A 14,193-nucleotide genomic window follows, 5' to 3' on the forward strand; every position below is an offset into this window, starting at 1 on the left:
TGGAAGATCAGGCGCGCACCACCTTGACGGCGCACTTCTTGTAGTCGGTTTCCTTCGAGATCGGGCAGGTGGCGTCGAGCGTGAGCTTGTTCACCAGCTTGGATTCGTCGAAGAAGGGCACGAAGATCAGACCGACCGGGGGCTTGTTGCGGCCCTTGGTCTCGATGCGGGCCATCATCTCGCCACGCCGGGACTGGACCTTCACCACCATGCCGCGCTGGAGGCCGCGCTTCTTGGCGTCATCCGGGTGCATGAAGACCTGCGCCTCGGGCACCGCCTTGTGCAGCTCGGGCACGCGACGGGTCATGGTGCCGGTGTGCCAGTGTTCGAGCACGCGGCCGGTGCACAGCCACAGGTCAAACTCGGCATCGGGCTTCTCGGGGGGGTCCTGGTAGGGCAGCGCGAAGATGACCGCCTTGCCGTCCTTGTGGCCGTAGAACTTCACGCCCTCGCCCGCCTTGACGTACGGGTCGTAACCCTCGCGGAAGCGCCACAGGGTTTCCTTGCCGTCGACCACCGGCCAGCGCAGGCCGCGGGCCTTGTGGTACATCTCGAACGGGGCCAGATCGTGGCCGTGGCCGCGGCCGAAGAGGGCGTATTCCTCGAACAGGCCCTTCTGGACGTAGTAGCCGAAGGCTTCGGATTCGTCGTTGGTGTAGTTTTTGATGGCGTGCTCGTTGGCCTTGGCGAGGTCGGCCTTCGGGAACTTGTTCACCACCTTGTTGGCGTAGAGCACGTCGTAGAGGGTCTTGCCCTTCAGCTCCGGCTTCTTGGCGATGAGCTCGGCCGGCCACACTTCCTCGACCTTGAAGCGCTTGGAGAACTCCATGTACTGCCACAGATCGGACTTGGCCTCGCCCGGCGCCTTGACCTGCTGGCGCCAGAACTGGGTGCGCCGCTCGGCGTTGCCGAAGGCGCCTTCCTTCTCGGTCCACATGGCGGACGGGAGGATCAGGTCGGCGGCGAGGGCCGAGACGGTGGGGTAGACATCCGACACCACCACGAAGGCCGCCGGGTTGCGCCAGCCCGGGTAGATCTCCTGGTTGACGTTGGGGCCGGCCTGCATGTTGTTGGTGGTGCTCGTCCAGTAGCACTTGAGCTTGCCGTCCTTCAGGGCGCGGCTCTGGGCCACGGCGTGGTAGCCGATCTTCTCGTTGATGGTGCCTTCGGGCAGCTGCCAGATCTCTTCGGTGTGGTGGCGGTGATCCGGGTTGGTCACCACCATGTCGGCGGGCAGGCGGTGGGCGAAGGTGCCCACTTCACGGGCGGTGCCGCAGGCCGACGGCTGGCCGGTGAGGGAGAACGGGCCGGAGCCCGGGGTGGAGATCTTGCCCACCAGCAGGTGGACGTTGTAGATCATGTTGTTCACCCAGGTGCCGCGGGTGTGCTGGTTGAAGCCCATCGTCCAGAAGCTGACGACCTTCTTCTTCGGGTCGGCGTAGAGCTCGGCCAGCTTCTGCAGGCGATCCTTGGGCACGCCGGAGAGCTTGGCGGTGTAGTCGAGGGTGTAGGTCGAGACGAACTTCTTGAAGTCCTCGAACGTGGCCGGCTTGGCGTCGTTCGGGTTGTTCTTGGGCTTGCCGTCGGCGCCGGGGTAGCCGTTGAACTTGGCGTCCTTCTCCAGCGCGTGGGCCGGGCGCAGGCCAAAGCCGATGTCGGTCTCGCCCATCTTGAAGTTCACGTTCTTCTTGACGAAGTCCTGGTTGACCTTGCCCGTCTGGATGATGTGGTTGCAGATGTAGTTGAGGATCGCCAGATCGGTCTGGGGCACGAAGATCATGCCGTTGTCGGCCAGCTCGAAGCTGCGGTGCTCGAAGGTGGACAGCACGTGCACCTGCACGTCGGTCTTGGTGAGGCGGCGGTCGGTGATGCGCGTCCACAGGATCGGGTGCATCTCGGCCATGTTGCTGCCCCACAGCACGAAGGCGTCGGCCTGCTCGATGTCGTCGTAGCAGCCCATCGGCTCGTCGATGCCGAAGGTGCGCATGAAGCCGGTGACCGCCGAGGCCATGCAGTGGCGGGCGTTCGGGTCGAGGTTGTTGGAACGGAAGCCGGCCTTCATCAGTTTGGCGGCGGCGTAGCCTTCCCAGATCGTCCATTGGCCGGAGCCGAACATGGCGATCGAGCCCGGGCCTTCGGCCTTCAGCGCGGTCTTCCACTTCTCGGCCATGATGTCGAAGGCCTGGTTCCAGGTGATCGGGGTGAACTCGCCGTCCTTGCTGTACTTGCCGTCCTTCATGCGCAGCAGCGGGCGGGTGAGGCGGTCCTCGCCGTACATGATCTTGGACAGGAAGTAGCCCTTGATGCAGTTGAGGCCGCGATTGACCTGGGAATCCGGATCACCCTGAGTGGCCACCACACGGCCGTTCTGCACGCCCACCAGCACCGAGCAGCCGGTGCCGCAGAAGCGGCAGGCCGCCTTGTCCCAGCGCACGGCGGTGGCGTTCTCGGCGGGTGCCGCGGCGTCCTCCTTCTTCGCTGCGAGGGCGGGCAACGAGATGCCGGCCGTGGCGGCGGCCGTGGCGATCGCCTGGGTCTTGATGAAGTCGCGTCGGTTGATGGTCATGATTGAGCCTCCTCGCAGGGGGATTTCAGGGCTTCCGGTTGATTCGAAACAGGGCTGTCGCCGTCCTCGACGCCGCAGTGCTCGTAGGCCAGGGTGGCGGCGAGCACCTGCGGCACGCGGTGCAGGGCGATGAGGGTGTCGGACATGGCGGCGCCTTCGGCGTCTTCGACGGTGACGACGAGCTTGCCGTCGTCCGACATGCCGTGGCATTCGACGCCGGGAAAGGCGGTCAGGGCCGCTTCGGCCTCCGCCCGGGTCTCCGGCTTGATGCGCAGGACGAGACTGACGATGTTCATGATTGCTCCAGGGCGGAAGGAAGGGCCTTGCGGGTCACCGCCACCACCGGGCAGGGCGCAATGCAGGCGCCGCAGCCAGTGCATGCGGCGAGATCGACATCGGGCAGCGGAACGCCACCGATACGGGGACGGAAACGGATCGCGCCGGCATCGCAGGCTTCGCCGCAGATGCGGCACTCGACGTTCTGGGCTGCCAGGCAGCCTTCGCCGATGACGACCCCGAACGACCAGGGCGGCTGCGTGGTGTCGCGGCCGATGGCGCCGCTGGCGCAGGCCTTGGCGCAGTCACCACAGAAAGTACAGGCCGCCGCCGAGAAATCGGCTACCGGATACCCCCCGCCACCCCGCTGCAGGAGCCCGGTGGGGCAAGCCTTCACGCAGTCGTCGCAGCGGGTGCAACGATCGAGGAAAGCGGCCTCCACGACACTCCACGGCGGACGAAACGGCGCCGGGCCGGGCGCACGGGCACCCAGAAAGCGGCGGCGGGAAACATCCATGTTCGGCTCGTGGTCATTGTCGGGAATGATTGATCCTATGCCTCTTCCCGACCGAAATCCTTGATCTATGCGAAGGATTTCCCAGGGTGTCACGCACGCCGCGTCCACCATGCGCACCCCGACCAGACCGCCAGAAACATCACAATCTGATAAAATAATCCATTGACATTTCCAAAGGGCATCACCTTGACACCCAGATCCTTGCCACCTGTGCGTATCCGCCCAAGTGGACTTCTGGCTGGCGTCAGGGACGCCTGGAGGCCGGCCGGGCTTGACGAGGCGCAGCTGCTCGAACGTCAGCTGGGCCGCGCCCGCACCTCGTTGTGGGTCACCGATCTGGCCATGCTGGCGGTCGCCGCGCTCTTCGTGTGGATGGCCGGGCCGTTGATCGACCCCTATCTGGCAGTGGCGTGGCTGGCCGCGATGGCCCTCAACCCCCTGTCGAAGTTCTGGCTGCCGCGCCTCGCCGGGGGCCTCGACAACCCCCGGCTGATCACGCCGGGGCTGGTCTGTCTGCAGGCGCTGGTCACCGCGCTGCTGTTCATCGTGATGACCAGCTGGCTGTTCCTGCGCGGCAACGACGAGCTGCGCATGCAGCTGGGCATCCTCAGCGCCGGCGTGCTGTTTGCCGAAGCCCTCAGCTACGCCCGGTTCCCCCCGGCCGGCATGGTGTGGCTCGGCACCCTGGTGTCGGCGGCCCTGATCACCCTCTGGCAGATCGACCGGGAGACCAGCCTCGCCGCGGCGGTGGCCGTGCTGCTCTACGCCGCCGTGGTCACCCGCGACATGCTCGCCACGTCCCGGGAGTTCGTCGAACGCTGCCTGGCCGAGTTCGAGGCCGAGCGCCAGACCCAGATGGTCGCCCTGCTGCTGAACGATTTCGAAGACGCCTCCCGCGACTGGTTCTGGGCATGCGACGCCCACGGGCGGCTCACCCACGCCTCGACGCGCCTCGCCGAAGCCCTCGGCCGTAGCGACGCCTCGCTGCTGGGCGTCGGGCTGATCGCCGCGCTGGAGACCGCCAACGCCACCCGCCGGACCGATCTCGCCAACGCCACCCGCCTGCTGGCCAGCCGGCTCGCCAGCCACCGGGCCTTCCGCGACCTGATCCTGCCACTGCAGACACCGGCGGGCAGCCAGTGGTGGTCGCTCAGCGGCAAGCCGCTGCTATCCGGCGGCGGCGAGGTGATCGGCTGGCGCGGGGTGGGCGTGGATGTCACCGCCGACCAGATCCACCGCCAGGAACTCGAACGGCTCGCCACCCGGGACAGCCTCACCGGGCTGGCCAATCGCCACGCCTTCAACCACGCCCTCGACGCCTGCTTCCACCCGGCCGGGCCGGCCCAGCCCGTCGGCCTGCTGGTGCTCGATCTGGACGCCTTCAAGGCCGTCAATCATGCCCACGGCCACGGGGTTGGCGACCGCCTGCTCGCGGCGGTCGCCCGCCGCCTCGAGAAGCCGCCCGGCGGCAGCCCCCGGCTGGCCCTGGCCCGCCTGGGGGGCGACGAGTTCGCCATCCTGCTGGCGGGCGGTGGCGGCCCGATGGCGATGGCGGACCACAGCCGGCGCGTCCTCGAAAACCTGAGCCACCCTTTCCTGATCGGCGATCTGCGCCTGGAGGTGCGTACCAGCGCCGGGCTGGCCTTCGCGCCGGCCCACGCCCACAACCGCACCGATCTGCTGCGCTGCGCCGACATGGCCCTCTACGCCGCCAAGATGAAGGGTCGCAACACCCTGGTGGTGTTCGACGAGGAGATCGGCACGCGGGTGTCGACGCGCCTGCGACGGACCCACGAGCTGTCCGAGGCGATCCGCCGCGGCACCCTGGAGGTGCATTACCAGCCCGTCTTCGAGGCCGGCGGCGGCCCGCCGGTGGCGGCCGAGGCGCTGCTGCGCTGGCGGCACCCGCACCTGGGCCTGCTGCCGCCATCCGAATTCCTGGAGCTGGCCGAGGAATCCGGCCTCATCGTGCCCATCGGGCTGTGGGTGCTGCGCCGGGCCTGCGCCGACGCGGTGGGCTGGGATCGCCCCCTGCGGGTCGCTGTCAATCTGTCGGTACGCCAGCTCAACGACCTGGGGCTGGTCGATGCGGTGCGCAAGGCGCTCGCCGACAGCGGCCTGCCGGCCCGCCGGCTGGAGCTGGAGATCACCGAATCGACCCTCGCCGACCGGCGCATCGCGCGCCGCGTGCTCGAAGCCCTGCGGGCGCTCGACGTGCAACTGGCGCTGGATGACTTCGGCACCGGCTTCTCGTCGCTGTCCTACCTGCAGCACTTCGGCTTCGACCGCCTGAAGATCGACCGGGCCTTCATCCAGCCCCTGCTCCAGCCTGGCGGCCAGGCGATGGCGATGCTGCGGGCGGTGATCGGGCTGGCCCGCGCCCTCCAGCTGCAGTGCACGGCCGAGGGCATCGAGGATGCGTTCCAGCTGCGCGCCCTGCAGGAGCTCGGCTGCGACGCCTTCCAGGGCTACCTGCTCGGCCGTCCGCTGACGAACGAGGCGTTCAACGCTCTGCTCGCCACGCCGGAGGCCGTGGGCGCCTGAGCGTCACGCCTTGGGCAGGCGGCCCATCAGGTAGAACTCGTCGTTGGGGCGCATCGAGGTGAGATTGGCCAGGCGGTTGCTCATGGCAAAGAAGGCGGTGATCGCGCCGATGTCCCAGATCGCCTCGTCGTCGAAGCCGTGGGCCTTGAGGGCCTCGATGTCGGCGTCGCCCACCGACGCGGAATCCAGCGCCAGCTTCATGGCGAAATCGAGCATCGCGCGCTGGCGCGGGGTGATCTCGGCCTTGCGGTAGTTGGTGGCGAGCTGATCGGCGACGCGGGGGTTCTTGGCGCGGATGCGCAGAATCGCCCCGTGGGCCACCACGCAGTACAGGCACTCGTTGGCGCCCGAGGTGGCGACGACGATCATCTCGCGCTCGGCCTTGGTGAGGCCCTCGTCCTTCTCCATCAGCGCGTCGTGATAGGCGAAGAAGGCGCGGAACTCGGCCGGGCGGTGGGCCAGGGTGAGGAACACGTTGGGCACGAAGCCGGCCTTCTCCTGCACGCCGAGGATGCGCTCGCGCACGTCGTCGGGCAGGCTGGCGAGATCGGGGATGGGGTAACGGCTGACGGGAAGCGTGGTCATGCAGGTCTCCTGATGTGGGTTGTTGTCACACCAGTGTACGACGCCCCGCCGGGCTGAAAACCCCGCCGGCTCAGATCGGCGGAAAGGTCAATCCGATTGACGGAATTTGCACTGCCCGCCTCAGAAACCCAGCCTGGCGGTGAGCATTGCGGTCCGCCCCAGCTGCGGCATCGTCCAGCGCGCGCCGGCAACGGTCGTGTCGCCGGCGGCGGGCTCGCTGAAGCGGACATCGAAAAGGTTGTACAGGCCCAGCGCCAGCTCCCACGCCTGACCGGCTGGCAGGTAGCGCAGGTTGAGGTTGGCGATGGCGTAGTCGGGGACACGCCGCCCGCCGTCACCGGTGAGCCGGGTGCTGACGTACTGGCCCTCGAGGCCGGCGATGAAACCGCCGCCCAGTTCGGCGCCCAGATTGGCCTTGAGCATGTGGCGCGGCGCGTTCTCCGGACGGCCGCCGTCGCCCCGGGGCTGCTGGAAGGTGTAGCCGGTGCGCAGGCTGTAGCGGTCGAGCCAGCGCTGCTCGTACTCCAGCTCCAGCCCCTGCCCGGTGAGCGGCCCGCTGTTGCGCACCACGCCGGTGTCGGCGTCCGGGGCGATCAGGTCCTTCAGGCGGAACAGATAGGCCGAAGCCATCAGCCGGCCGTTGCCGATCCGTTTTTCCCATGCCGCCTCGACCGACTGCATGCGCTCGGAGCGGAGCACGGGGTTGCCGTAGATGTAGGTCGGGGTGGTGTAGAAGCGCTCGAACACCGTCGGATCGCGGAAGGCGCTGGCGTAGAGCAGCTTGAAGATGCCGGCGTTTGCGGTTTCGTGGACCAGCCCGACGCGGGGGCTCCAGTGACGGTTGCCGCCAAAGCGCTGGTCGAAGCGCATCCCGAGGGTGAGCAAGGTGGCCGGGCCCAGGTTGATCTCGTTCTGGGCATACAGGTTGAACAGGCGACTTTGCTCGCGGCTGTCGAGGCAAGGGCTTGTCGACAGGCCGTAGCAGCCGTAGCCCGGGTCGGCGTTCTTCTGGTCCTGGCGCAGGTTCTCGCGCAGCTCGGCGCCGACCGTCCAGCGCTGGCCGGCCAGCGCACGGCTGACCACCCGCCCCTCCATGCCCCACCACTCGCCCACCACGTCGTCCCGGTTGAGGACGTAATCGGGGGCTTCGGTGTAGGGAAACACGCCCCGGTAACGATAGCGGCCGAAATACACCCGCTCGTGCACCGTGGTGTCACTGTCCAGCGCCTGCACGGCGCCGAGTTCGGCCAGGGTGAAGACGTCCTTCTCCCGGTGCGCCGGGTCGTTGAAATCGGTGGTGTAGCTGCCGGTGGGCACGATGCGGTCCCGCTCGGAGTGGGTCAGCGTGGCGCGCCAGTCGTTGCTGCGCAGCTGGGCGAACAGCCGCCCGCCGGTTTCGCCGCGCAGCCGGGTGGCGCGGGTGTCGATACCGGCCGCGCCCATCTCGGGAAAATCCATCCCCTGGCCCTGGGCATTGAACCCGCTGGCCGACACCAGGTAGCCGATGCCACCATCGGTCTCGCCGCCGCGGGTCAGGCGGGCGCGACGGTCCAGGCCGCTACCGAGCGACAGGGCCGCCTCGTTGCCGTTCAGGCTGTCGCCGCTGCGGGTGACCAGATTGACCACCCCGAACATCGAATCGCCGCCATACACCGAGGCGCTGGGCCCGCGGATCACCTCGATGCGCTCGACGAGGTCGAGATCGAGGGGAAAGGCCGAATCCACCGGCACGCTGGCAAAGACGTTCTCATTGACGCTCATCCCGTCGATGAGCACCTGGAAGCGCTGGCGGTAATCCCCCGGCGCCGACACGCCGCGCACGCCGGCGTACGAATAGGTGTGGTCGTCGGTGACGGTGAAGCCCTGCAGCGAGCGCAGCACGTCGGCCAGGGTGCGCCAGCCAAAAGTGCGGATGTCGGCGCGGGTGACGATGGAGATCGCCGACGGGGAATGTTCGGCGTCCTCGGCAAACTTGGGCGTGGCGAGGATGCGCACCTCGGCCAGCTCTTCGAGGGACATGGCGATGCCGTCGAGCCGGGCGGCGGCCAGGGCGGGCAGCGGCGCCAGGGTGGCGGCGAGCAGCGCCGCGAGCACACGCAGGCGGGGCGGCGGGGCACGGCGGAGGCGAGGTATGGGCATCATGATGCGGATGCACTCCGGAAAGGTCGGGCAATGTAGGTGGCGAAATCCGCCGCCGGCATCGGCCGGCCATACAGAAAGCCTTGAAGGATGTGGCAGCCGAGGCGGCGCAGGTGGCCGGCCTGGGCCTCGGTTTCGACCCCTTCGGCCACCACCGCCAGCCCCAGCGCCCGGCCGAGCCCGACGATGGCGCTCACCAGCGCCTGGTTGCCGGGGTTGCTGTCCAGGTCGGTGACGAAGGAGCGATCGACCTTGATCTCGTCGATGGGGAAGCGCTGGAGGTAGCCGAGGGACGAATAGCCGGTGCCGAAGTCGTCGAGGGAGATCCCGATCTGGCGCTCGCGCAGGGCGTTGAGCACCTGCAGCGCGGCCACGTGGTCGTGCATCAGGGTGCCTTCGGTGATCTCGACGACCAGCTGCGTCGCCGGCACGCCGGTGCGCGCAAGCACCTCGTCGATCAGCCGCACCACCCCGCCGCCATAGAAGCTGTGGGCCGACATGTTGATGCTGACCCGCCCCGGCGTGAGCCCCGCGGCCCGCCACGCGGCGATCTGATCCACCGCCCGGGCCAGCAGCCAGTCGGTCATCGGCCGGATGAGGCCGCTCTGTTCGGCCAGCGGGATGAACTCGCCGGGGCTGACCATGCCGCGCTCCGGGTGCTGCCAGCGCAGCAACACCTCGGCGCCGACCGGTGCCCCGGAGAGGGCGTCCACCTTGGGCTGGAAATACAGTTCGAGCTGGTCTCCGTGGTCGATGGCCACGCGGAGCTGGCGCTCCAGCAAGTGGCGGGCGGCCAGCTCGGCCTCGTGGGCGGGATCGAAGAACACCACCCGGTTGCCGCCCTCGACGGCGCCGCGGATGGCGCTGCGCATGGCGCAGTGGATCAGCCCATGGACATCGCGGGCGTCGGCCGGGCTGCGGCTCACGCCGATGGCGGGAGCCAGGCTGAAGGCCTCGCCCGGATCGTCGGCGGCCACTTCCAGCGGTGCGGCGATGGCCGCCAGCAGGGCCTCGGCGAAGCGCGCGAGCGCCGGCAGCGAATGGTCACCCGGAAGGCTCAGCATGAAATCGGCCTCGTCGTAGCGGCCCAGACCGACGCCTGCCAGGGCGTCGTCCGGCAGCCCGGCCAGGGCGGCGGCATCGGCGGCCAGAAAACGCCGCAGCCGCTCCACGAAGGCCCGCAGCGCCGCATCCGCGCGGGCCTGGCCAAACAGCAGGGCAAACTTGCGCAAGCCGGTGAGATGGACGAAGAACAGGTTGAGGACACCAGCCGCCCCGTCGGGCCCGGCCATCTCGTCGGCCATCAGCTCGACCATCCGCGAGCGGTTGCGCAGCCCGGTGAGGGGATCGAACCACGCCAGCCGACGCACCTGGGCCTCCACCTCGACGCGCTTGGTGATGTCCTGGGTGTAGCCGTGGGCGCCGGGCGGGGCGTCGGGGGCGTTGGGGTAGCCGACCTCCAGCAGGTGGGTGACGGCGCCGTCGGGCCCCACCAGCCGGTATTCGATCTCATAGCCGGCGCCGCCCCGCAGCCCGGCCCGGGCCGCCTCGACCCGCGCCCGATCCTCGGGATGGACGCGGGCCAGCAGCGCGCTGGCCGGACGCGGCGGCCGGCCGATGCCCAGCAGCGCCCGGAACTGCTCCGAACACTCGAGCAAGGCCCCGCTGCTGTCCAGCGTCCAGTCGCCCAGCCCGGCCAGCTTCTGGGTGTTGAGCAGGGTCTCGCGGCTCGTCATGAGCTGCTGGAAGGTCATCGCCGAGCGCAGCAGGTGGCGCACCCGGTGCGGCAGCAGCGGCATGTTGAGGGGCTTGGTGATGAAGTCGGTGGCGCCGCTGAAATAGGCCTCGTCGATGGATTTCTGGTCGTCGAGCGCCGTGAGCATCACGATCGGCAGGTGCTCGTAGCGGGCATCGGCGCGCAGCCGGCGGCAGGCTTCGTAACCGCTCATGCCGGGCATCACCACGTCGAGGAGGATCAGGTCGGGGCGGAAATCGTCGGCCAGGAGCGCAAAGGCCGCCTCGGCCGATTCGGCGGAGCGCACCGTGAAACCCTGGGCCTGCAGCACCTTGTCGGTGATGATGCGGGTCACCGGTTCGTCGTCCACCACCAGCACGCGCACTTCATTCATGGCGGGCCTCCCCTTCGTCCTGCAGGCGGGCAGCGACCGCGGCCCGGACTGGCTCGAAGGCCGCCACCAGCTCGGGGATGTGCCGGCGCATGGCGTCCCAGTCGTCCTCCCGCGCGGCCTGCTCGGCCACCCGGCACAGGGCCGAGAAGGCCTGGGCGCCGATGGCGGCGCTGGAGCTCTTCAGGTTGTGCAGGAGGCGGGTGACCAGCTGGCGGTCGAAGTCGTCGCCGATGCCCGCCAGGGTGTCGACATTCCGCCCGCCTTCGGTGAGATACGACGACAGCACCGCCGGCAGCACATCGGCCGCCCCTACGCCGAGGGTGGCCCGCAGGATCTCGACATCGAACACCGGCAGCGCCGCCTCGGCGGTGGTGACGGGCGCCACCGGCGCGGCGACCTCTCCGGCCTGGGCTTGCGCCAGCCGCCCCGCCGGCATCGAGCGGGTGAAGGCGGCGCGCAGGGCGTCGAAGGTGACCGGCTTGGCGACGTAGTCGTCCATGCCCGCCTCGATGCACATCTCCCGGTCGCCGGCGAGCGCGTTGGCGGTAAGGGCAATCACCAGCTGGCGGGGACGACCCTCGGCAGCTTCGCGGCGGCGCAGCTCGCGGGTCGCGGTGAGGCCGTCCATCACCGGCATCTGCATGTCCATCAGCACCACGTCGAACTGTTGCCCGGCGAGAATCGCCAGGGCCTCCTCGCCGTTGTCGGCGAGGGTGCACGCGCAGCCGCAGTTGCGCAGCATCTCGTTGAGCACCAGCTGATTCACCTGGTTGTCCTCGACCATCAGCACCCGCAGCCCGGCGGGCAGACCGCCCAGATCGGGGCGCACCCGGACAAAGCCGGTATCCACCCCCAGCAGCCCGGCCAGGCCGCGCCACAGGGCGATGTCGGAGACCGGCTCATGCACCTCGGCGCCAACCCACGCCGGCACCGCCAGACGCAGGTCTTCCGGGGTGGCGAAGCTGCGCACGAAGAGCACCGGCACGCCGGGCCCGACAAAATCGGGATGGGCGGCAGCCATGGCGAGGCACAGCGCCTCCTCGACGACCACCGCGTCCACCCGCCCGGCGGCCAGGGCGTCGAGGGCGGTGCTGCAGGCGCTGACGATGCTGGCGTCGATGCCGCCCATGGCCAGCGCGCCGGCACAGCGGGCGCCCCGCTCCAGGTCGGCACAGATCACCGTCACCCGCTGCCCGCGCAGCCCGCCCACCCAGGCCGGCAGGCGCCGCAGCCGGTCGATGGGCAGCAGGGGCAGCGCCAGCTCGAAGGTGGACCCGACGCCCACTTCGCTGCGCACGCTCACCTGGCCGCCCATCAGCGCCACCAGGTCATGGACGATCGCCAGCCCGAGGCCCGAGCCGCCGTAGCGCCGGCTGGTGGAGTTGTCGGCCTGGCGGAAGGGGTCGAAGATCCGCCCGATGGCCTCGGCGTCGATGCCGATGCCGCTGTCGCACACCGCCAGGCGCACGCAGGGCGCCGGCTCCCCGGAGACGAGCGCGCACTGGATGCGCACCTCGCCGCGCTCGGTGAACTTGATGGCGTTGCTGATGAGGTTGTTGAGGATCTGGCGCATCCGGTGCGGATCGCCGCGGAACAGATCGGGCATCGCCGGGGCGATGTCGAGGCACAGCTCGAAGCCCTTCTTGCGGGCAGCCGGCGCAAACACCGCCGCGGTCTGCTCGATGGTCTCGCGCAGGTTGAAGGGCACGGCCTCGAGCTGCAGGCTGCCGGCCTCCATCCGCGAAAAGTCGAGGATGTCGTTGAGCAGATGGAGCAGGGTCGTGGCCGACGAACGCTGGTTGGCGAGGAGATCCCGCTGACGGGCATCCAGCGTGCTGGCGTCGAGCAGCTCGGCGATGCCGATGATGCCGTTCATCGGGGTGCGGATCTCGTGGCTCATGTTGGCCAGGAACTGGCTCTTGGCCCGGTTGGCGCTCTCGGCCGCGTCCTTCGCGAGGCGCAGTTCGGCGGTGCGGGTGTGGACGGTCTCCTCGAGGCGCTCCCGGTGGGCGGCGAGCTCCCGGTCGCGGGTGGCCAGCTCGCCGAGCATGGTGTTGAAGGCGTCGGCCAGCTCGCCGATCTCGTCGCCGGTGGTGCGGGTGGCGCGCAGGGCAAAGTCGCGGGATTCGGACACCTGCCGGGCGGTCTCGGTGAGGGCGGTGATGGCACCGCTCATGGAGCGCTGGAGGCGCATCGCCACCGCCGTGGCCAGGACGAAGGCCAGCGCCAGCGCCACCCCGAAAAGCAGGAACTGCAGCGCGACGGCTCCCCACAGGTTGTCGAGCCGGCTGACCACCGCCAGCGATCCGATCAACTCGCCGCCGCTGTACATCGGCACCATCACCGACAGGGTGACCCAGTCGAAGTGGGTGGTGAAATGCTCGGCGAGGCGGGTCGTCGGCGGCGGCAGGGGCGCCTGCCAGCCCTTCGCCGTGTAGGTGTGGCTGAAACCACCGCCCTTCTGGACGAGGTGCGCCGCGACGATGTCGGGATCGCTTTCGAAGGCCCGGAAGAGGTTGGTGGCGCCGCCGGTGTCCTGAAAGTCGAGCACCGCCGAGGCGTTGAAGGCCACCACGTCGGCCACCGCGCGCAGCTTGGCCACCCGCGCCGCGTAGTTCTCGCGCAGCTCGCCGGCCCCGACGATCACGAACACGAAGGCGAGCCCGACCGCCACCGCGATGGCCACGATCAGCGTCAGCTTGCGGCGGATCGGGAGCGCGGCGATGCGGGCGTCGAGGGCGGGGCCGAAGCGGCTCATCGATGGCCTCCGACAACGTCCCGCGCAAGCCGCAGCATCTGCGGGCTGACCTTCAGCCCGGCCCGCTGCAGCACGGGCAGATTCACGTCGAACACCAGCCGGTTGTCCACCCGCACCAGAGCCACGCCGCCGCCCTGCTCGACAAAACGGGCGTTCTCGCCGACGGTGAGCACCGGCTGCCGGCCCAGGTTGCGGATCGCGCCGGCAAAGCGCTCTTCGTCGCCGTCCGGCACGAACACCTCCTGGCAGTCGGCCAGTTGCTCGGGCTGGCTGACCCGGCGGATGCGGATCTCCCGCCCCTGGATCAGCCGCCCTTCGTAGGACGCCAGCGGCCCGGCCAGGCTGTCACGGCCGAGCACACAGATGTTGGCCCCCGTGATGGCGGCGGGCCATTCGACGTATTTCAGGAAATTGACCAGATACGCGGCCCGGAGCTGGGCCTCGGACGCCGTCTCGGCCGCGGCGCCCCCCGGAAAGCAGGCCGCCAGCAACAGCAGGCCCGCAAGCGCAAGCCGGCTCAGGCGCGGAACCCGGCGCGGCGGCGTGGAGAAGGAAGAGGCCCCCACCGCAACGACGCCCGGAGGGTTGAGCCCCGGCGTCATCGGTCAGGCCGAAAAATGCGCGCAAATCATGACGGAGATAACGGCCGGACGGGTCGATTCTTGACCCCGCCCGGCCC

General features: G+C 69.3%; 9 protein-coding genes. 1 reads left to right on the forward strand and 8 read right to left on the reverse strand.

Translation table 11 applies throughout. The features are described from left to right. Nucleotides 1-7: 7 nt before the first annotated feature. Genes napA through napF form a run of 3 tightly spaced genes read right to left on the reverse strand, consistent with a single transcriptional unit; the run spans nucleotide 8 to nucleotide 3,359 of the window. A complete protein-coding gene (napA, locus tag GH681_RS06655) occupies nucleotides 8-2,566 on the reverse strand; it encodes a nitrate reductase catalytic subunit NapA (protein ID WP_153160667.1) in 2,559 nt (852 codons plus the stop codon). Further along, complete coding sequence (locus GH681_RS06660; RefSeq protein WP_194271157.1) at nucleotides 2,563-2,862, reverse strand: chaperone NapD; 300 nt, start codon at nucleotides 2,860-2,862, stop codon at nucleotides 2,563-2,565. Before GH681_RS06660 ends, napA begins: the two co-directional genes overlap by 4 nt. Continuing rightward, entirely contained in the window at nucleotides 2,859-3,359 is a 501-nt protein-coding gene (napF, locus tag GH681_RS06665; RefSeq protein WP_153160672.1) for a ferredoxin-type protein NapF, read from the reverse strand. Before napF ends, GH681_RS06660 begins: the two co-directional genes overlap by 4 nt. Before the next feature lie 210 nt (nucleotides 3,360-3,569). On the opposite strand from napF, the gene GH681_RS06670 reads away from it, so the two are divergent. After that, complete coding sequence (locus tag GH681_RS06670; protein ID WP_153160674.1) at nucleotides 3,570-5,903, forward strand: bifunctional diguanylate cyclase/phosphodiesterase; 2,334 nt, start codon at nucleotides 3,570-3,572, stop codon at nucleotides 5,901-5,903. 3 nt (nucleotides 5,904-5,906) lie between these two features. On the opposite strand, the gene GH681_RS06675 is transcribed toward GH681_RS06670, so the two are convergent. The 5 genes from GH681_RS06675 to GH681_RS06695 all read right to left on the reverse strand — a co-directional run bounded on the left by GH681_RS06675 (nucleotide 5,907) and on the right by GH681_RS06695 (nucleotide 14,080). Next, the gene (locus GH681_RS06675) at nucleotides 5,907-6,488 is read right to left on the reverse strand and encodes a peroxidase-related enzyme (protein WP_153160676.1); all 582 of its coding nucleotides are present in this window, start codon (nucleotides 6,486-6,488) and stop codon (nucleotides 5,907-5,909) included. 120 nt (nucleotides 6,489-6,608) lie between these two features. After that, a complete protein-coding gene (locus tag GH681_RS06680) occupies nucleotides 6,609-8,630 on the reverse strand; it encodes a TonB-dependent siderophore receptor (protein ID WP_153160678.1) in 2,022 nt (673 codons plus the stop codon). Next, nucleotides 8,627-10,756 (reverse strand): bifunctional diguanylate cyclase/phosphodiesterase, encoded by a 2,130-nt coding sequence (locus GH681_RS06685; protein WP_153160679.1) that lies wholly within the window; start codon nucleotides 10,754-10,756, stop codon nucleotides 8,627-8,629. Before GH681_RS06685 ends, GH681_RS06680 begins: the two co-directional genes overlap by 4 nt. Continuing rightward, nucleotides 10,749-13,514 carry an ATP-binding protein gene (locus tag GH681_RS06690; RefSeq protein WP_153160680.1) on the reverse strand — a complete coding sequence of 922 codons (2,766 nt, stop codon included), beginning with the start codon at nucleotides 13,512-13,514 and terminating at the stop codon, nucleotides 10,749-10,751. The genes GH681_RS06685 and GH681_RS06690 overlap by 8 nt, the downstream gene beginning before the upstream one ends. After that, nucleotides 13,511-14,080, reverse strand: a complete 570-nt coding sequence (locus GH681_RS06695) for a YfiR family protein (protein WP_194271158.1) — start codon at nucleotides 14,078-14,080, stop codon at nucleotides 13,511-13,513. Before GH681_RS06695 ends, GH681_RS06690 begins: the two co-directional genes overlap by 4 nt. Nucleotides 14,081-14,193 lie beyond the last annotated feature (113 nt).

Source organism: Zoogloea sp. 1C4, assembly GCF_009469605.1.
GTDB lineage: Bacteria > Pseudomonadota > Gammaproteobacteria > Burkholderiales > Rhodocyclaceae > Zoogloea > Zoogloea oryzae.